Annotated in this window: 19 protein-coding genes and 1 tRNA gene; 11 read left to right on the forward strand and 9 right to left on the reverse strand. The window is 56.4% G+C overall.

Annotation, left to right across the window (positions count from 1 at the left end; genetic code table 11):
- The 3 genes from C4S59_RS14760 to dapF are packed head-to-tail and all read right to left on the reverse strand — an operon-like array spanning window position 1 to window position 2,623.
- Entirely contained in the window at window positions 1–528 is a 528-nt protein-coding gene (locus tag C4S59_RS14760; RefSeq protein ID WP_103911297.1) for a chloramphenicol phosphotransferase CPT family protein, read from the reverse strand.
- Complete coding sequence (mtaB, locus tag C4S59_RS14765; protein ID WP_103911298.1) at window positions 519–1,781, reverse strand: tRNA (N(6)-L-threonylcarbamoyladenosine(37)-C(2))-methylthiotransferase MtaB; 1,263 nt, start codon at window positions 1,779–1,781, stop codon at window positions 519–521. The genes C4S59_RS14760 and mtaB overlap by 10 nt, the downstream gene beginning before the upstream one ends.
- The gene (dapF, locus tag C4S59_RS14770; protein ID WP_103911299.1) at window positions 1,778–2,623 is read right to left on the reverse strand and encodes a diaminopimelate epimerase; all 846 of its coding nucleotides are present in this window, start codon (window positions 2,621–2,623) and stop codon (window positions 1,778–1,780) included. Before dapF ends, mtaB begins: the two co-directional genes overlap by 4 nt.
- Window positions 2,624–2,766: 143 nt before the next feature.
- On the opposite strand from dapF, the gene C4S59_RS14775 reads away from it, so the two are divergent.
- Window positions 2,767–2,842, forward strand: a tRNA-Lys gene (locus C4S59_RS14775).
- A 748-nt stretch (window positions 2,843–3,590) separates the two neighbouring features.
- Here C4S59_RS14775 and C4S59_RS14780 read toward each other — a convergent pair.
- Entirely contained in the window at window positions 3,591–5,543 is a 1,953-nt protein-coding gene (locus C4S59_RS14780; protein WP_103911300.1) for an acyltransferase family protein, read from the reverse strand.
- A 165-nt stretch (window positions 5,544–5,708) separates the two neighbouring features.
- On the opposite strand from C4S59_RS14780, the gene C4S59_RS14785 reads away from it, so the two are divergent.
- Both C4S59_RS14785 and C4S59_RS14790 read left to right on the forward strand, forming a co-directional pair.
- Window positions 5,709–6,374 carry a sigma 54-interacting transcriptional regulator gene (locus C4S59_RS14785; protein WP_234994786.1) on the forward strand — a complete coding sequence of 222 codons (666 nt, stop codon included), beginning with the start codon at window positions 5,709–5,711 and terminating at the stop codon, window positions 6,372–6,374.
- A 40-nt stretch (window positions 6,375–6,414) separates the two neighbouring features.
- A complete protein-coding gene (locus tag C4S59_RS14790; RefSeq protein ID WP_160006907.1) occupies window positions 6,415–8,415 on the forward strand; it encodes an acyltransferase family protein in 2,001 nt (666 codons plus the stop codon).
- Between the two features lie 61 nt (window positions 8,416–8,476).
- Here the strand turns inward: C4S59_RS14790 and C4S59_RS14795 are convergent, their stop codons facing one another.
- Both C4S59_RS14795 and C4S59_RS14800 read right to left on the reverse strand, forming a co-directional pair.
- Window positions 8,477–8,887 carry a hypothetical protein gene (locus C4S59_RS14795; RefSeq protein ID WP_103911302.1) on the reverse strand — a complete coding sequence of 137 codons (411 nt, stop codon included), beginning with the start codon at window positions 8,885–8,887 and terminating at the stop codon, window positions 8,477–8,479.
- 93 nt (window positions 8,888–8,980) lie between these two features.
- Window positions 8,981–9,667: a D-lyxose/D-mannose family sugar isomerase gene (locus tag C4S59_RS14800; RefSeq protein WP_103911491.1), complete on the reverse strand. Its 687-nt coding sequence runs from the start codon at window positions 9,665–9,667 to the stop codon at window positions 8,981–8,983.
- Window positions 9,668–9,800: 133 nt separating this feature from the next.
- Between C4S59_RS14800 and C4S59_RS14805 the strand changes: the two genes are divergently transcribed.
- Window positions 9,801–10,265: a DUF3237 domain-containing protein gene (locus C4S59_RS14805; RefSeq protein WP_103911303.1), complete on the forward strand. Its 465-nt coding sequence runs from the start codon at window positions 9,801–9,803 to the stop codon at window positions 10,263–10,265.
- Window positions 10,266–10,321: 56 nt separating this feature from the next.
- On the opposite strand, the gene C4S59_RS14810 is transcribed toward C4S59_RS14805, so the two are convergent.
- Window positions 10,322–10,567: an accessory factor UbiK family protein gene (locus tag C4S59_RS14810; protein ID WP_103911304.1), complete on the reverse strand. Its 246-nt coding sequence runs from the start codon at window positions 10,565–10,567 to the stop codon at window positions 10,322–10,324.
- Window positions 10,568–10,664: 97 nt separating this feature from the next.
- Here C4S59_RS14810 and lgt point away from each other — a divergent pair, with 97 nt between their 5' ends.
- The 5 genes from lgt to C4S59_RS14830 all read left to right on the forward strand — a co-directional run bounded on the left by lgt (window position 10,665) and on the right by C4S59_RS14830 (window position 14,773).
- Window positions 10,665–11,555: a prolipoprotein diacylglyceryl transferase gene (lgt, locus tag C4S59_RS14815; protein ID WP_103911305.1), complete on the forward strand. Its 891-nt coding sequence runs from the start codon at window positions 10,665–10,667 to the stop codon at window positions 11,553–11,555.
- Entirely contained in the window at window positions 11,552–12,616 is a 1,065-nt protein-coding gene (locus C4S59_RS14820; RefSeq protein ID WP_103911306.1) for a class I SAM-dependent methyltransferase, read from the forward strand. Before lgt ends, C4S59_RS14820 begins: the two co-directional genes overlap by 4 nt.
- Window positions 12,613–13,374: a peptidoglycan editing factor PgeF gene (gene pgeF, locus C4S59_RS14825; RefSeq protein WP_103911307.1), complete on the forward strand. Its 762-nt coding sequence runs from the start codon at window positions 12,613–12,615 to the stop codon at window positions 13,372–13,374. The genes C4S59_RS14820 and pgeF overlap by 4 nt, the downstream gene beginning before the upstream one ends.
- A gap of 236 nt (window positions 13,375–13,610) precedes the next feature.
- Window positions 13,611–13,754: a hypothetical protein gene (locus C4S59_RS19710; protein ID WP_200813233.1), complete on the forward strand. Its 144-nt coding sequence runs from the start codon at window positions 13,611–13,613 to the stop codon at window positions 13,752–13,754.
- Window positions 13,755–13,981: 227 nt separating this feature from the next.
- On the forward strand, window positions 13,982–14,773 hold the full coding sequence (locus tag C4S59_RS14830) for a Hint domain-containing protein (RefSeq protein WP_103911308.1): 792 nt from the start codon (window positions 13,982–13,984) through the stop codon (window positions 14,771–14,773).
- A gap of 28 nt (window positions 14,774–14,801) precedes the next feature.
- Here the strand turns inward: C4S59_RS14830 and C4S59_RS14835 are convergent, their stop codons facing one another.
- Complete coding sequence (locus tag C4S59_RS14835; RefSeq protein WP_103911309.1) at window positions 14,802–15,302, reverse strand: Lrp/AsnC family transcriptional regulator; 501 nt, start codon at window positions 15,300–15,302, stop codon at window positions 14,802–14,804.
- 206 nt (window positions 15,303–15,508) lie between these two features.
- Between C4S59_RS14835 and trxB the strand changes: the two genes are divergently transcribed.
- Entirely contained in the window at window positions 15,509–16,498 is a 990-nt protein-coding gene (trxB, locus tag C4S59_RS14840) for a thioredoxin-disulfide reductase (protein WP_103911310.1), read from the forward strand.
- A 179-nt stretch (window positions 16,499–16,677) separates the two neighbouring features.
- The gene (locus tag C4S59_RS19515) at window positions 16,678–16,989 is read left to right on the forward strand and encodes a hypothetical protein (RefSeq protein ID WP_146064549.1); all 312 of its coding nucleotides are present in this window, start codon (window positions 16,678–16,680) and stop codon (window positions 16,987–16,989) included.
- Window positions 16,990–17,179: 190 nt separating this feature from the next.
- Here the strand turns inward: C4S59_RS19515 and C4S59_RS14850 are convergent, their stop codons facing one another.
- Window positions 17,180–17,578, reverse strand: a complete 399-nt coding sequence (locus tag C4S59_RS14850; RefSeq protein WP_103911312.1) for a hypothetical protein — start codon at window positions 17,576–17,578, stop codon at window positions 17,180–17,182.
- Window positions 17,579–17,622: the final 44 nt, after the last annotated feature.

Raw genomic sequence — 17,622 nt, forward strand, 5'->3', positions numbered from 1 at the left:
TTAGAGAATGACACCCGAAAAGAAAGTGCTGGGTTGCGATGCCCGGTCAACCGCCGCAAGCACAATGGCCGCATTTGCCTCGGGATCGTTAGTGCCATTGACCTCGACATCATAGTTCAACCCGCGATGAACTGTATCGAAGTCCCTCGCAGCGCTGCCTTTGGGCCTATCCCCTCGACGGCGCTCTCGGTCATTCAACGTGTCTTTGTCCGTGTGAACACCGACGAACAGAACTTGATGTCCGGCGAACAGCCCCTGCAAGTCCTTATGCCATTCGGGATCATCCAGAATGTGTTCGACAATCAGGTCATTTCCCGCATCGGCAAATGCCGCGAAACTAGCGTGCAGACCTTGAAAAATGCGGCTTCTCTGGGATGACCAATCTCGGTCCAGATCAAATGCTCCGCTATCGCGAAAGGTGTCAAACGACAGCTGAACATATTGCCTGTAAGAGGCATCACGGATTGCACGGGCCAGCGTGGTTTTGCCACTGCTGGACGCCCCGTGAAGGAATATGATCAGCGACATGCCACCAGCTGCCCACCCTTATGGCCCGAAATCGCCACCTCGATGATCTGGCCCACCGGTTGGGGCGTGGCAAAGCTGACCTCGGTGAACTGCTCTGTTCGCCCCATATCCGCCGCTTCCAGCAGCACCTGATGGGTACGCCCCACTTGCGCCGACAGGTGGCGTTCGACGGCCAGATCACCGGCCTCGCGCAGACGGCGGGCGCGATCCTTGATCGCTTTGCCGTTCACCTGCGGCATCCGCGCGGCTGGGGTGCCTTGGCGCGGGCTGTACGGGAAGACGTGCAGCCATGTCAGCGCGCAGTCCTCGACCAGTTTCAGCGAGTTTTCGAAATGCGCCTCGGTCTCGGTCGGGAAGCCCGCGATGATATCGGCGCCAAAGGTCATCTCGGGGCGCAGCTTGCGTGCCTCTTCCGAGAACCGGATCGCATCATCGCGCAGGTGACGGCGCTTCATCCGTTTGAGGATCAGGTCATCGCCATGCTGCAAGGACAGGTGCAGGTGCGGCATCAACCGCGGCTCTGTCGCAATGGCCTGCATCAGGTTTTCATCCACCTCGATGGAATCGATCGACGAAATGCGCAGACGCGGCAAATCAGGCACCAGCTTCAGGATACGCATCACCAGATCGCCTAGTTTGGGTTCCGCAGGCAAATCCGCGCCCCAGGACGTCAGATCAACGCCAGTCAGCACGACCTCGTTATAACCCTGATCCACCAATCGCTTGATCTGATCCACCACAACGCCAGCGGGGACAGACCGCGAATTGCCGCGACCATAGGGGATGATGCAGAACGTACAGCGGTGATCGCAGCCGTTCTGAACCTGCACATAAGCGCGGCTGCGGGTGCCGAACCCGTCAATCAGGTGATTGGCCGTTTCCGTCACGGACATGATGTCGTTGACCTGCACACGTTCGGTATCGCCGATGAAATCAGCGGCCATTCCTGCCCATGTCTCGGGCGACATCTTCTCGGTATTGCCGATGACGGTGTCGACCTCGGCCATAGCGGCAAAGGTTTCAGGCTCGGTCTGGGCGGCGCAGCCCGTTACGATCAGCTTGGCATCGGGGTTTTCGCGACGCAGGCGGCGGATTTCCTGACGCGCCTTGCGCACAGCCTCGGCCGTCACAGCGCAGGTGTTGATCACCACAGCGTCCGATACGCCGGCCTCTTCGGCCATACGCTTCATCGCTTCGGTCTCGTAGGCGTTCAACCGGCAACCAAGCGTGGTAAACTTGGGCACGCCTGTCATGTATTCGCCTCAAGCCACGCTTGGGTCAGAACGCCGTCAAACACATGCGCGGTTCGGCCCGTCATCCAGACACCATCGTCGCGCCAGTCAATCCACAGCGTGCCGCCGTCCAGATCAATCTGAACCTTGCGCCCCGTCAGCCCGCGACGCGCGGCCGCGACCGCAGTGGCACAAGACGACGAACCAGACGCCAGCGTGACGCCCACGCCCCGTTCCCACACCCGCATACGAAGGTGATCCGGCCCCACAACATGGGCCACCTGCACATTGGTGCGCTGCGGATAAAGCGGATGATGTTCGTGTTTCGCGCCAAAGGAGGGCAGATCAACCGCCTCGGCATCCTCAACAAAGAAAGTGCAATGAGGGTTGCCCATACCGGTCGCGGTCGGCGCACCCTCAATCGGCAGCTCCAGCGTGTCCATCTCATGGGCCAGCGGAATGTCCTGCCAGTCTAGCTGAGGCGGGCCCATGTTTACGGAAACCAAACCACCCTCGCCGCGCACCGCAGCCAGTTCGCCGCGATCCGTGGTCAGCGTCAGGCTGTCACGACCGGATTCGTCCATCAGATAGGCCGCAATGCACCGAGTCGCATTGCCACAGGCCGCCGAGGTGGATCCGTCGGAATTGTAAAACGTCAGATGCGCATCTCCTGCGCCGCGCGCCTCGATCAGTGCAAGTTGATCGAATCCCACACCAAAATTCCGGTGCCCGATGGCCTGCGCCAAGGCAGGTGTCACATCAATTTCGCGCACACGCCCATCCAGCACGACAAAATCATTGCCGAGCCCGTGCATTTTCATAAAGCCGAGGCCACTGTCACGCATCTGTTCCATAGCCCGCATATACGCCTGCTGGCTTGGGCTTTCCAGTGCCTGTCGTTCGGTCCGCCGCAGGGTCTTTTCGATAGGGTTTTGCGTAAAAGTAATTTTTCGCAAATTTCGGGGTTGACCCTACCCGCCACTCTTTCTAGAAGCCCCCCCACAGTGGGCCGTTAGCTCAGTTGGTAGAGCAACTGACTTTTAATCAGTGGGTCGCAGGTTCGAATCCTGCACGGCTCACCACTTACCATAAAATCGTCGGGTGACACCTGACTTGGCCATTTGTGACAGGGTTCTTGTCCATCGGCCTCATGGAAGCTCGGCCCAAGTGTGAGTCATGACACTTGGGATGCAAAGACTATCTCGGTGATGATCGCGACGAACTTCATTACTTCGGTATCTTTCGATCACCTTCGGGCGAATACGACCGAGGCTCTGCGAACCCTCGTAGCACGAAGTGAGCATCGAATGGCCTAACTGGATTCTACGCCACCACACATACAAGCTGCCGTTCTGTCCATCGTAAGAGTTTCTCGGAATGCTGAGGTGATTTCGCAACGGAGGCTCTGCTTCAGTTTCTGTTTTAGTTTAGGCGGCGGCAGCTTTGTGCTGCAACCGGCGATTTCTTCTTTGCCGTCGTTGGAAAAGACCAGCAGACCAAGCCCGACATCTGGTTGTCCTACCCCGAAAGTAAAAATCAACCTGAAGACGATGGTGGGTGGGATCTGCGAGCACCGGGCTGGACGACAAGAGCGCGGCGCAGGTGGTGGATTGCCTTCTAATGCCCCTCGTTGCAACTTTAGAGAGAGTAGCACGCGAGCCTGACCGCGACAATTGCGAGTACAAAAGCCATTGCCCAAACCAATCGCGGACACCGCAAGCTGGTGTTTAAAAGGAACACATAGATCAGCTGATCTATTTAAGTTGACCGGAATTTCAAACAGGACTTGGTGCCAATCGACAAACCCGTGATTAGCTTTCCTTCAGACTATCAATCTTTATGCCCCTCCACTAGAGGCAGAAATAGCCCAATGAGATCTGCCCGCGTAGCAAATGCTTGCGCACCCGCAATTGTGTGGTGCCCTGTGTCATAAAGCGTCTTGGCCCAATCCTCCGTCATGCCAAGGCAACGCTTAACAGTATCGTCGCAGATGTAATCAGCGCGGCCGATTAGAGTAATGGCCGGAATTTTTACCACTAAACGGTCCAGTTCTGAGTTGATAGCGACCACATTCGAGTTTGGTCCAACTGTTGAATAGTGATCAAAGTATGCTGAATTTACTCGGTCATGAAACGTGCCTCGGTCGCAAGCCACATTGCGAAGACAGTCCAGTGCCATTTGATCTGCAAGAGTGTAGTCCCCAGTCCCTGGAAAGCTGGGAAATGGCCGCAAAATGTAAACCGATTTCCCTGCCGCAAGTATCCTTTTCACAACCGCTTCCAACTCGCTTAAATCATTGGGGCCAAAGGCGGTTGCAATAAGTATCGTGTTAGCAGCCAAGAAATTGGGACTCTGCCAAAGGCGCGGGTCTATGTCAGCGATTTGCGTACCAAAGCGTGCGACTTGAGCTTGATCGGTTACGACCTTGGAGCGAGTAAGGATATTGAAAACATCTTTGGCATGGGAATTCCCAATCACCAAAATCTTCTGATCGTTACCGTCATCATCGAACCACAGATGATTATCAAATTTATTCTTGGCCACGCCGTAGTCAGCGTTCCCGGCAAGTAAGCGCAGTTCACTCCAGCTTTCGGTTTTAAGAAGCTGGTTGTCGATCCGGTAGTCCAGATAGTTGAAGTGGCGCTCTACACGTAAAAGCGACTTAGCCTGCGGCTGAGTGATCAGCCATCCTAAGCCATAAAGCGATCCAAGACTTATGATTGCGACAATCAAAACGCCGCGTGTGCTCAAACGTTTGCTGTAACGCATGGGTTTTTCGACAAACGCGTAACTGGCCCACGACAGAGCAAAAGATGCAACTATTGCCAACCAGAAGGCCCATGCGGGCACAGGCGCTCCAAGAAAACCATGACGCAAGTAGGCGAATAGTGGCTGGTGCCACAGGTACAATCCGAACGAGATCAAACCCAACCCCACAAAAGGCCTCCACTGCAGAATTCTACTGCTTAAGAGATCGGGTCGCGCGAAGAACAAGATCAGAGCCGTGCCAAGAGTAGGTATTAGCGCCGCCACACCAGGAAAGGGGATAGAGTCATCGAAGTAGAAGACGGCAAAGCCGATCATAGCTATTCCAAGAAGGCAGCCCGCCTCGGCCAGCCACCGCCGCGGGACTATTGCCTGCGGCGATCGAAGGTAAATCGCAATCAAGACACCGACTAGCAACTCCCACATTCTTGCAGGCAGTAAAAAGAAAACGGCATCGGGATCATCGCTAAGTCCATTCTGAGCCCCAATCAGGCTCATGGACGCTAGCACCACAATTCCGACTCCAGCCGCCCAGCGATGCAATCGCCAAAGGCCCCATAGGATAACCGGAAAGATGATATAAAACTGCTCTTCGACAGCGAGGCTCCACGTGTGCAGCAGTGGCTTCATCTCAGCAGCGCTATCAAAATAGCCAGACTCCAAACGGAAATGGATATTGGATGAAAACGTCGCGACCGCGCTAACACTTTCTCCAAAATCACGAAGCTGAGTTTGGGTTAAGAAAAACCAAGACACCAACACTGACGCGAGAGTCACCAAAAGAAGCGCGGGAAGAATACGCCGCGCACGCCTTTCCCAGAAGCGAGTAATACTAAATCGGCCAGCTTCAAGGTCGGTTAGGATTATCGAACTGATAAGAAAACCCGAAATCACAAAAAATACGTCGACACCAACAAAGCCTCCGGTCCAAGCGGGAAACCCCGCATGGAAAAGAACAACCGGAATAACGGCAATTGCGCGCAACCCGTCAATCTCTGGGCGATAGGCTATCGACATGTTCGCTACCTCTTAACTTGGCTGACGATATTTACGAAATCAAACGGCCAAGCAAGTGGCGGCAACTAGGCAAGACAGTCAATGTCTAAGAGGCTGTCTTTTCAGCCACTTTCCGATTGCGGGGAGCAAGCCTTTCAAGCTCAAACGCAGAACCACAATTTGACGATGACTAGCAGAATCTTGATATGCCTGAACCATCAAAAACCAAACAATTTGTACGCTTCCCTCCGCGAGCTCAGTGCCGCTTCGGTTCACGTGAACTGTGCAACCTTGAACGGCCCCGATGCCATGGCCACGCTTTTCGGACAGCGCCGTTCATACCTTGGGACAGCGGGCACCGAACGCAGCGGTCTTCTGCGCGAGGCAGACGGCGGCGTCCTGTTTCTGGGCGATGTGGACGAGTTAAGCCCGAACATGCAGTACGTGCTGCTTCACGCGATTGAAACAGGGCGGTTCTATCCGCTGGGTTCGGATCACGAAATCTCAAGCCGGTTCCATCTGATCGCCGGAGCCAACCGTGATCTGCGCAGCCTTGCCGCCGCGGGGCAATTTCGCCCCGACCTGCTCGCCCGCCTGAACACATGGAGCTTTACCCTGCCCCCCTTGCGCAGCCGCACCGAGGATATCGAGGCAAACCTGGTGCACGAACTGGACCGTTGCGAACGAAATTTGGGGGTGCACGTCGGCTTTAACTCGGACGCCCGCAGCCAGTATCTTGCGTTCGCCAAAGACCCCGCCACGCACTGGCCCGGCAACTTTCGTGATTTTTCCGGATCGATCCGCAGGCTCTGCACACTCGCCCCGCGCGGCAGGATCACCCGAAACGGCTGAGCCTTTTGTTATTCGGCGACATTTCAAAACACCATGCGACTTGAGCGCAATCAATGCCGCCACCCGAAGTGCCCTTGATCGCAAAATTTTGCTTGTTCCTGAAAGCCAGCAGCATAAGCTAACTGCATTTAGACAAAATAGGTTTTCCCAAGTGCAGTACCGCGCAGATATTGACGGCCTCAGAGCAATCGCAGTCCTATTGGTGATAGCATACCATTTCGGCTTAACTCAATTTTCCGGCGGGTATCTTGGCGTCGATGTTTTCTTTGTGATCAGCGGTTTTCTGATCACCAGCCAGATTCTGTCACAGATAGAACGCGGTCAATTCCGTTTCGCTGATTTCTACGCACGTCGTGCGCGGCGCATACTTCCCGCTCTGTTCGCCGTGGTCGGATCCAGTCTTGTGGCAGGCTACATCCTACTGCTGCCGCTTGATCTTAAGGCGCTTGGCGAACAGGCGATGTATGCCGTGTTCGGCGTCTCAAACTTCTATTTCCTGTCCGAAACCGGATACTTCAGCAAGGAGGCCCATCAGCTTCCACTTCTGCACACTTGGTCACTTGGCGTTGAAGAACAGTTTTACCTGATCTGGCCGCTGATCTGCGTGGCGACACTCTCATGGCTCAAGTTGAGTGCAAGACTGAACCTCGCCGTTCTGTTCGTGCTTTGCGCCGCAAGCTTTGCCTGGCTTCTTCTCAATCGCGGAACCAATCCGGAGTTTTCATTTTTCATGTTGCCGACACGCGCTTGGCAACTGGGCTTGGGCGCGATGATTGCCTTTGCGCCAAGCGTTTCCAAAAGGGGCCTGTCAGAGGTGCAGGTTCTGATCGGACTCGCATTGATCCTTGCCAGCGCTACATTGACCACCGCCGATGACAAGACGATGGAATACGGGATCATCGGGGCGACTGTTGGCGCGGGATTGATCGTCTGGCCCAAAGGACAGAACGGCTGGGCCGACCGCTTGTTATCGATCACTCCCTTGGTCGGGGTCGGCAAAATCTCGTATTCCGCCTACCTCTGGCACTGGCCGCTCTTTGTGTTTTTTATTGTCTGGAATTCCGGCGCGATGCCGGATGGCCACGACATTGCCGTGCTCGCGCTGGTCACATTGGCCCTGTCCTACCTGTCCTACCGCTTTATCGAAACGCCATTCCGGCAACGCAAGGACAGCTCGTTCTGGGTTCTGGCCGTCGCATTTTCGATAGCGACAGCTATTGGACTTCTTGGCTTTTTCCTATTCAAAAATGAAGGCGTGCCCGGACGGCTTTCTGCCGAAAACCAACTGATTGCGGAGTATCTTGAGCGAAAAAAAGTAAAATCAAAGAATTACGCCTGCAGCTTTCCTGACTTCGACAGAAACGAACTTGAAATCAAATGCCTTGATGAGGATCGTTTTGGCGTTCCCGTCCTCTTGATGGGCGACAGCCATGCACATCATTTTCAGGCTGCGCTTCGCAATCGTTATCCCGAGGCATATTTTCACATAGCAAGCTACTCGCTGTGCCTTCCGCTTCTAGGGGGCACTCCTAACAAAGAGAAAAGCAAAAATTCTCGTCAGTGCGCGGAAATTTACAGACATTTGTTTGACGGGCTTCTGACAGAAGGCCGTTATAAAACGATCATCCTGAGCGCACGATGGAAGAACAATGACTGGTCAAAAATTGAGAGTACCGTCAAATATCTGAAGCAGTTTGCCGACGAAGTGATCGTATTCGGACCGACACTTGAATACGTCATGCCGCTGCCCTCGCTCTTACTCGCAGACGCATTGCCGCGTCGCTCTACCCAAGAATTGAGAAACAGCTACACCAAACAAGATTTACTGAAAGAGATCGACGCATCCATGAAAGAACTGGTCGTAACCCAAGGTGGCACCTATTATTCGTTGCTCGACCTTCTCTGCGCCAAAACCAGTGATGAATGCATTTCAGTAGATGAGACGGGAATCCCACTTGCTTGGGACTACGGCCACTTAACTTACGAAGGCGCGAATTTCATCCTCAAGGGCTTTGAAGAACAGGGACTTCGCCTACCCTGACGGCTCGTTGCATTCAAAACGCGCGGACGCGTTGATTACAGCATCGCGATCAATGACTCGCCTACCGGGTGTCTTTCTGTGACCCCAGCCATCTGGAAATCGCGATCACGCGTGTGACGACGATCATGAAAATCAGAACGGATGTGATCAGGCTGAACACCGGCTGCACGACGGGCGAGAATAGGTAGATGCGCCCGGATATGACCTCGGACAGGCCGCTGAATTCACTGAACCTGTAGACGATGCTTTCTGACGTATAGAGCAACGTAATGATCAGGCTGTCCCGCCATGTTGCGAAAAGAAGCACCCATTTTTCCTGCTCTTTAGGGACGCCCTCTGTTTCGCGCGCTCTGCCATAGAAAACCATTGCGACAATGGCCACGCCAACCGCCAAAATCAGGCAGACGATGGACAGGCCGTACATCGTGTTGCGAAATTCTGTAGATGCAATGATGTCGAAAATTCCACTCATACAACTTACTCAATTCCTTAAAATCACTTACAAAATTCTAGGTCACGCTGAAAATTGCGGCGCATGACCTTCACATAGCGCCCCAAACCCGCCTCAGCGGAACCAAGTCCCGTAATCACTGACCAAAAGATGCGTCGGGTCAACGTCTTCGTCAATTTCGGCGAACCGGCCTATGGGTTCGCGGAAGATGTTGTCGGTTTCATCATCGTTCACCGTCGACACTTCACCAATCAGAACGTCACCGCCTTCGCCCCAAAAGGCGTGCCAATCCCCCGGCATCAGGGTCACGCTTTCCCCCGGACGCAGGACCAGCTTTTCACCGGCAGCAAAATCGCGGCGGATGCCGTCGCACCACACTGTGCCGCCCTGATCTTCGGCAAAGTTGCCTTGGTCATCGGAACCGAACAGCTCGATCACCAAATCCGCGCCGCCGCGGTTGATGATGTCTTCGGCCTTGATCACATGGGTGTGCATTGGTGAAAGCTGATCCTGACGGGAAATCAGAAGCTTTTCGGCATAACACATGCCGCCGCCCCGTTGCAGATCGGCCAGCCGGCCGTTGCGTAGGGTGAACAGGAACAGCCCCATTTCGTCGAACCGACCTGCCCCGTAATCGGTGATGTCCCAGCCGCAGCGCGCGTCGATCACATGTCGGGCGTCTGACTGGCGTGCGCGGAATTCGTCCGGCGTCCAATAGGCAAAAGGCGGCAGGGCAAAGCCGTGCTGCCGGATCAGATCATCTGCGGCGGCCATGATATCGTTGATGGTTGATCGCTTCATGCCGGACGGCTCCCCTGTGACGTTTGCGCTATCATAAACCTGATGCGCACCGTCTGACCACCGGCTCGGTTCATGCTTGAACCCGCAGGCCATTCCTGATCCATTCCCCTCAAACGATTTGAAAGGCGAGTATATGACCATCCCTGCCCCGACTCTGGACCACGTGTGCGACCTCTATGTCGAACTGGATCCGATCACCGAAATGGGTCAGGGCCGCGCAGGACATCGCCGGATCATTCCGATCATCGGCGGTCGTGTCGAGGGGCCAAAGCTAAACGGACGTATCCTGAACCTTGGCGCGGATTGGCAGACGGTGTTCGACGGCGGAATGGCCGAACTGGACACGCGCTATGCCATGGAAACCGACGACGGCGCGATCATCGAGATCATCAACTACGGCTATCGCCATGGTCCGGCCGAGGTGTTGGCCGCTGTGGCCCGTGGTGAAGACGTCCCCGTCAGCGACTATTACATGCGCACCCACGCGCGTTTGGAAACGGGCGATCCCCGCTACGAGTGGGTCAACCGCACGTTGTTCGTAGGCACAGGCGGTAGGCAGAAACAGTCTGTGAAGGTGTCGCTTTACGCAATCGCCTAAAAGAAAAGCCCCGCACGCGTCTGCGTCGGGGCTTTATCATCAGAAAGTCAGAGCGCTCAGCCCTTGTCTTTCTCCAGCGCATCAAGGCGGGCTTTCAGCGCTTCGTTTTCTTCGCGGGCTTTCTGGGCCATCGCGCGGACCGCGTCGAATTCTTCGCGGGTCACAAAGTCACGATCCGCCAGCCAACGGTCCAGCATGGACTTCATGGCGGTCTCGGCTTCTTGCCGTGCGCCTTGGGCCACGCCCATCGCGTTGGTCATAAGTTGCGAAATATCGTCGAACACTTTGTTACGAGTCTGCATGGGGCTCTCTCTGCTGTAACACTTGATCCCTATATGGGGTGCAATGGCCCGACTCACAAGGTTGACTTAGGCCGCATCCCTTTGCACAGAGGCATCCATGGTTCCCGCAGCACTCAACTTCCCCGCCATTTCACCCGATGTGTTTTCCGTCTCATTGTTCGGAATGACCTTTGCTTTGCGCTGGTATGCACTGGCCTATATCGCGGGCATCCTGATCGGATGGCGGCTTGCTGTGATGGCGGTCAAACGCGCCGCCCTGTGGCGCGATGACACACCGCCCATGCCCCCTGAAAAGATCGAGGAACTGCTGACCTGGATCATTCTTGGCGTCATTCTTGGCGGGCGGCTTGGCTTCGTGCTGTTTTACCAGCCGGCCTATTACCTTGCGAATCCCTTGCAGATCTTTGCGATCTGGCAGGGCGGCATGGCGTTTCACGGCGGTTTTCTGGGCGTGATCATCGCGGCCGTCGGTTTCTGCCTGAAAAACAAGATCAACATGGCCAAAACCGCCGATATGCTGGCGCTGGCCACACCGCCGGGGCTGTTGCTGGGGCGGATTGCGAATTTTATCAATGCCGAACTTTGGGGCCGTCAGACCGATCTGCCGTGGGGCGTGGTATTTCCCGGCGAATTGGCACAGGCCTGTGGCCAGCCGTTTGGCGAACTTTGCGCACGTCATCCATCCCAGCTTTATGAAGCGGGGCTTGAGGGGTTGCTGCTGGGCATTGTCCTGCTCTGGCTGGTGTTCCGCAAAGGCGCACTGAAAACACCGCTTTTGACCACGGGCGTCTTTGTCATGGGCTATGGCATGGCGCGCTTTATTGTCGAATTTTTCCGCCAGCCTGATGTGCAGTTCCAGACACCGGACAACCCGTTGGGTCTGGCCTACCGGATTGGCGAGATTGGCCTGACTATGGGGCAAACCCTGTCGCTACCGATGATCTTGTTCGGGCTCTACCTGATCCTGCGGGCGCGGCGCGCGGCATGAGCGGGCTGCGCGATATCCTGACCTCGCGCATTGCGCAGACCGGCCCGATGAGCATCGCCGACTATATGGCGACCTGTCTGATGCACCCCGAGCACGGGTATTACAGCACCCGCGATCCGTTCGGCGCGCAGGGCGATTTCATCACCGCGCCGGAAATCAGCCAGATGTTTGGTGAGCTTCTGGGCCTTTGCCTTGCACAAAGCTGGCTGGATCAGGGGGCGCCCAAGCCCTTTACACTCGCCGAACTCGGCCCCGGACGCGGCACGCTGATGGCCGATATCCTGCGGGCCACCGCGCGTGTGCCGGGGTTTCACGACGCGGCACACATTCATCTGGTCGAGGCATCGCCGACCCTGCGACAGGTGCAGGCCGAAACGCTCAAGGACCACGCGCCGGAATGGCACGACACCGTCACCGCCCTGCCCGACGCGCCACTGTTCCTAGTTGCGAACGAATTCTTTGATGCCCTGCCCATCCGCCAGTTCATCCGCGATGGCGACGGTTGGGCGGAACGTGTGATCGGGCTAAGCGACGGTCAACTGGCCTTTGGCCGCACCGATGCCCTGCCGCTGTCGGAACTGGATCACCGGCTGGAGGATACGAAAGACGGTGATCTGGTGGAAACCTGCACGCCTGCGCAAACGATCATGGCCCATATCGGCGCGATGATCGGTGCACACGGGGGTACGGCCCTGATCATCGACTATGGCGACTGGCGGTCTTTGGGCGACACGTTCCAAGCGCTTCAGGCACAGAAAAAGGTCGGCCCGCTGGACAACCCCGGCAACGCCGATCTGACCGCCCATGTGGATTTCGAGGCCTTGGCGAAATCCTGCGCCCCCGCCGTGCACAGCCGCCTGACGCCCCAAGGGGTGTTTCTGGAACGGTTGGGCATTACGCCTCGTGCACAGGCGCTTGCTGCGAAACTAAGCGGCGATGCGTTGGAAACCCATATTGCGGCACACCGCCGGTTGACCCACCCCGATGAAATGGGGTTGCTGTTCAAGGTAATCGGTATCACACCTGATGCATCGACGACTCCGCCCGGACTGGAACCATGACGCTTGAGATCATCACATCTGATAGTCTTTCACCCGTCCACCACGGGTTTTTTACCCGCAAGGGCGGCGCGTCTTCTGGCGTGTTCCACGGTCTGAACTGTGGTGCGGGGTCTTCGGACCAGTCCGATATCGTGCAGATCAACCGTGACCGCGTGGCGAAATCCATGGACGTGGCTGACCGCAATCTGGTGTTTGTCCATCAGATCCATTCGGCCGAGGTCGTGACCGTCACAGACCCGATGGAGCCCAAGGCCCCCCGCCCCCGCGCGGACGCTATGGTGACAAACCAGCCGGGTCTGGCGCTGGCGATTCTGACGGCTGACTGCCAGCCGGTGCTGTTTGCCGATCCCAAAGCTGGTGTTGTCGGCGCTGCCCACGCCGGATGGCGCGGTGCGCTGGACGGCATTCTGGAAAACACCGTTGATGCTATGATCGCCCTTGGCGCGGACCGCGATAACATCACCGCGGTCGTCGGCCCGTCGATCAGCCAACGCGCCTATGAGGTCGGGCCCGAGTTTCTGGACGCCTTCCTGATGGAAGACCAAGCCAACGCCCGCTTCTTTGCCGGGGGGCAAGGTGACCGGATGCATTTCGACCTGCCCGCCTTCGGCCTGCACAAACTGCGCTCTGCCGGAGTGAACGCGGAATGGACGCGCCATTGCACCTATTCCGATGCTGACCGCTTCTTTTCGTATCGCCGCGCGACCCACGCAAAAGAGGCAGATTATGGCAGGCTGATCTCGGTCATCCGGCTGTAACACCCGAAATCGGGCCTTATTCGCGACACATTTCCCCAAATCGCGTGGAAACAATCAGGCCAATTGCGCCTGTTTGTTGCTGCTTTTAGCTAAAAACCGCGATTTTCCCGCGAAACCGGACAATGTGACGAAAACCGTCAAATTGTCTCGTTCTTGTCAAAACCCTGCCCCGATGGCCGGTCAAATTGTCTTTAACAACAAGATAAAAGCCTATTGGCAGGTTCAGGAGCAGCAAAATGAAAACTCGTACACGCTTTATCAAATCCGTTCTGAAAACAGCGGCAACAACCGAAACCAAGCTTCCTTGGGAACGCGGCGCCACACGTCAGGCGATGATCGCCAAACGCGACGCGCAACCGGCAGCACAAAAACGGGCGTAATTTGGACAGCGATTCGGCTGACGCACCGCGAAATGTGGCGCATTAGCTAGACGTACGAAGACAATTCCTCCCCCAAGAACCGGATTGGTCCGTTAACGTGGACCAGTTCGGTTTTTTTTTGACACAATTGCGGAAATAAGGCCAAAACATGGTCAACAAGTCGTAAACGTCCGTCTGTGATAGTTGGTGGGGACCAACATGGATGTGGCCAACCTTCGGGTGTTCACATGTCGAGTCTCCAGTTCAGCGGGCGTATCCGCGACAATGTTTCCGTACCGGTCCAACAGGGCCAGTTTACTCCATCGGATGGCGGCCGACCTCAGCGCAAACTCTCTCACCAGCGCAAATACGAGGTCGCCGCCCTGATGTCTGATCTCTCCATCGAAACCAAACAGGTTGTCGCTCCGGCCACATCTGTTTTCGAAGACACCGCATCGGCCTTTGCCCGCGGCACCATTATCCCGACAGTCAGCGGCCCCGTCGCTGTAGAAGACCTGATCCCCGGCGATTTCGTCGAAACAGAACACGGCCCCGAACCCGTCGTCTGGATCGGATCGACGTCTTACGTTCCCAATATCGAAGGCACAGACAGCAGCCTGACAGGCCTGTACCGCAGCAACGCCGGTGCCTATGGCGATCACGGCCCGATCACCGACACTATGTTCGGCCCTGCCGCACGCGTCCGGTACCAGCGCGCCCATCTGCGCCCGTTGATCGGCAATGACAGCGTTCTGCTGCCCATGGCGGATATGGTCGACGGCGACCGCCTGATCGAAATCACGCCTGCCAGCTCGGTCCAGATGTTCCATATCGCGCTGCGTCACCATGCGATGATCAATGTGGGCGGCGTCAGCGTCGAAACATATCACCCCGGCCCGAACATCAAACGCACCTTGGGCCCTGATCAGTACGACCAGTTCCTAAGCCTGTTCCCGAATGTTCATGATTTCGAAGACTTCGGCGAAATGGCCCTGCCCCGCACCCGTCTTGAGGTGATCCGGCAACTGACCTCGGGCTGACCCGAGGTCGCACACCGGACCAAATGCGTCAGGCCATTTGGGCCAGGCGCTCTTCCAATACATCAAACGGCACACCCGGTTCGTCCTTGGCACCGCGAATAACCAACGAGGTTTTGACGCTGGCCACGTTGGGCGTGGTCAGCAATTCGGATGTCAGGAATGTCTGGAACGTCGACAGATCCGGCGCCACGCATTTCAGGATGAAATCCACTTCGCCGTTCAGCATGTGACATTCGCGAACCAGCGACCATTCATTGCAACGTTCTTCAAACGCCGACAGGTCGGATTCAGCCTGGCTTTGCAGACCGACCATCGCAAAAACCTGAACCTCAAAGCCCAACTCACGCGGATTGACCTCGGCATGGTAGCCGCGAATGAACCCCTGTTCTTCCAGCGCGCGAACGCGGCGCAAACAGGGCGGAGCCGAAATACCAACGCGCTTTGCAAGTTCGACGTTGGTCATGCGACCATCTGCTTGCAGCTCGGAAAGGATCTTGCGGTCAATCGGATCAAGCCTGTGGCTGGGCATGTGCCAGTATCTCCCAGAAATTTTGCGAAGTTATATCACGCCACCCATCACGCGCAATATTATTTCACTAAAGAGAAATTATCTTGCGCAAAAAATATTCAATGCGCCAACAGGTCTCTTTTCCGTGTGCAGCGTTTGCGCGGCGGATGTTGCGGGCGTATATCCCAATCTGACTCGGAATATACAAGACGCGATCGGAGGCCGGCATGGCAGACACGAAACACACGAAGGTTCTTATCATCGGCTCTGGCCCGGCAGGGTATACCGCAGGTGTGTACGCCAGCCGCGCCATGCTGAATCCCGTTCTGGTGCAGGGCATCGAACCCGGCGGTCAGCTGACCACCACGACCGAAGTTGAAAACTGGCCCGGCCACACCGAAATCCAGGGCCCCGAACTGATGATCAACATGGAAGCGCACGCGCGCGCCATGGGCACTGAAATCATCGGCGACATCATCACCAAGCTGGAAACAGACAAACGCCCCTTCGTGGCCCACGGCGACAGCGGCACGACCTACACGGCGGATGCCGTCATTCTGGCAACCGGCGCCCGCGCGAAATGGCTGGGTCTGGAAACAGAAGAAGAGTTCAAGGGCTTTGGCGTCTCTGCCTGTGCCACATGTGACGGCTTCTTCTATCGTGGTCAGGAAATCGTGGTCATCGGCGGCGGCAACACCGCTGTAGAAGAGGCGCTGTTCCTGACGAACTTTGCCTCCAAGGTCACGTTGATCCACCGCCGCGACACGCTGCGAGCGGAAAAGATCCTGCAGGACCGCCTGTTCAAGCATCCCAAGGTCGAAACGCTGTGGCACCACGAACTGCACGAAGTCTTCGGCTCGGAGAACCCCAAGGGTGTTGAAGGCGTGCGCGCCAAGAATGTGAACACAGGCGAGATCACCGAAATCCCCTGTAAGGGCGTTTTCGTCGCGATCGGCCACGCGCCTGCGAACGAGTTGGTCAAGGACGTGCTGGAAACACACATGGGCGGCTATGTCGTGACCAAACCGGACAGCACCGAAACCTCGATCCCCGGCATCTTTGCCGCGGGCGACCTGACGGATCACAAATACCGTCAGGCGGTCACATCGGCAGGCATGGGCTGCATGGCCGCGCTTGAGGCCGAACGTTGGCTGGCGGATCACGAAGAGGCAGGCGAGCCTGCACCGGAAGCGGCCAACGAACCGGCAAGCGCCTAATCATGTGTCTCTCGGTTTATATCGGGAGCAACAATCCACTGACCGAGCCATCCGACCTATGCTCGGGTGGTCTCGGCCTGGAAGCCGCCAGCTGGACGCCAGCCCCGCTTAAGGAGTACACCCATGTGTACTATTTAGGCGCACGCCGGGGCAGCGGCCCGCTGGAGTGCACTTGCCTTTTGGCCGAGTACATCGACTGGGAACAAGATCCTCCTCAGACTATCTCTGATCCACTCTCCGACATTGCTGACTGTCCGTTTGTGCAGTTGCGCCGGTATGTAGAGGCCGCGCTTGTCGGGCAATCGCATATGGAGATGGTATGCGACGACGCAGGCGGCGCTGAACATTCTGCGCCTTCGGAAGACTACGATTCCATGGTTCTGACGCCTTCGTTGATCCGCGCGAAGTCCTTTCTATTTGCAGACGGTGTTAGTACTTTTGCGATGCGCAAATTCACTGTCATTCATGACTCCGCCCCCGCAACAGAATAAAGTTCTGCGCTACGGATCATAATCGAGGTTTTCGCTTCGGTGCTGCGACGCGCCTTCGAACGAACAGGTCAAAGACGTGCTGGAAACGCACATGGCCGGCTATGTCGTGACCAAACCGGACAGCGCCTGAAAAACTGATCGTTGAGACGATGAAAAGCCCAGCGTAACCTAGGCGTATTTTTTGAGCCAGCTATGCCACCTCGGCCATCCATTGTTCGGCTTTATCGCCGCCATAGACAAAACAAACGCGCAGCAAGAAACACGTGACAGCGGTTTCGATGATCAGGTTCGTTTGGAACCGAGCCATTTCAGAAGTAGCGATCTCGTGCCGGATCAGAAAATAGCCGACCGTCGCCAAGACAATCACCGCGACGCTTGTGATGATGTTGAAGGAATGGATCACAGGATTGCTCGGGGCTTCGCCGTAGTGCGAACCATAGTGGTATCCGGCCACCATCGCCGCTAGGCAGGGCGGCACAAAATCAAGCATCGGAAAGCTGAGCCCCAGAACGCTGAGCGCGATCAGGATCAGGCCAAAGAAAAAGTTCGCGGCGACAAACACCGCTAGAACGCGAAGAATTCTACCCATTTCAAAATCCCGGCCCCATGACCCAACAGCCACGTATCAATGCA

The sequence above is a fragment of the Thalassococcus halodurans genome, from assembly GCF_900108225.1.
GTDB lineage: Bacteria > Pseudomonadota > Alphaproteobacteria > Rhodobacterales > Rhodobacteraceae > Thalassococcus > Thalassococcus halodurans.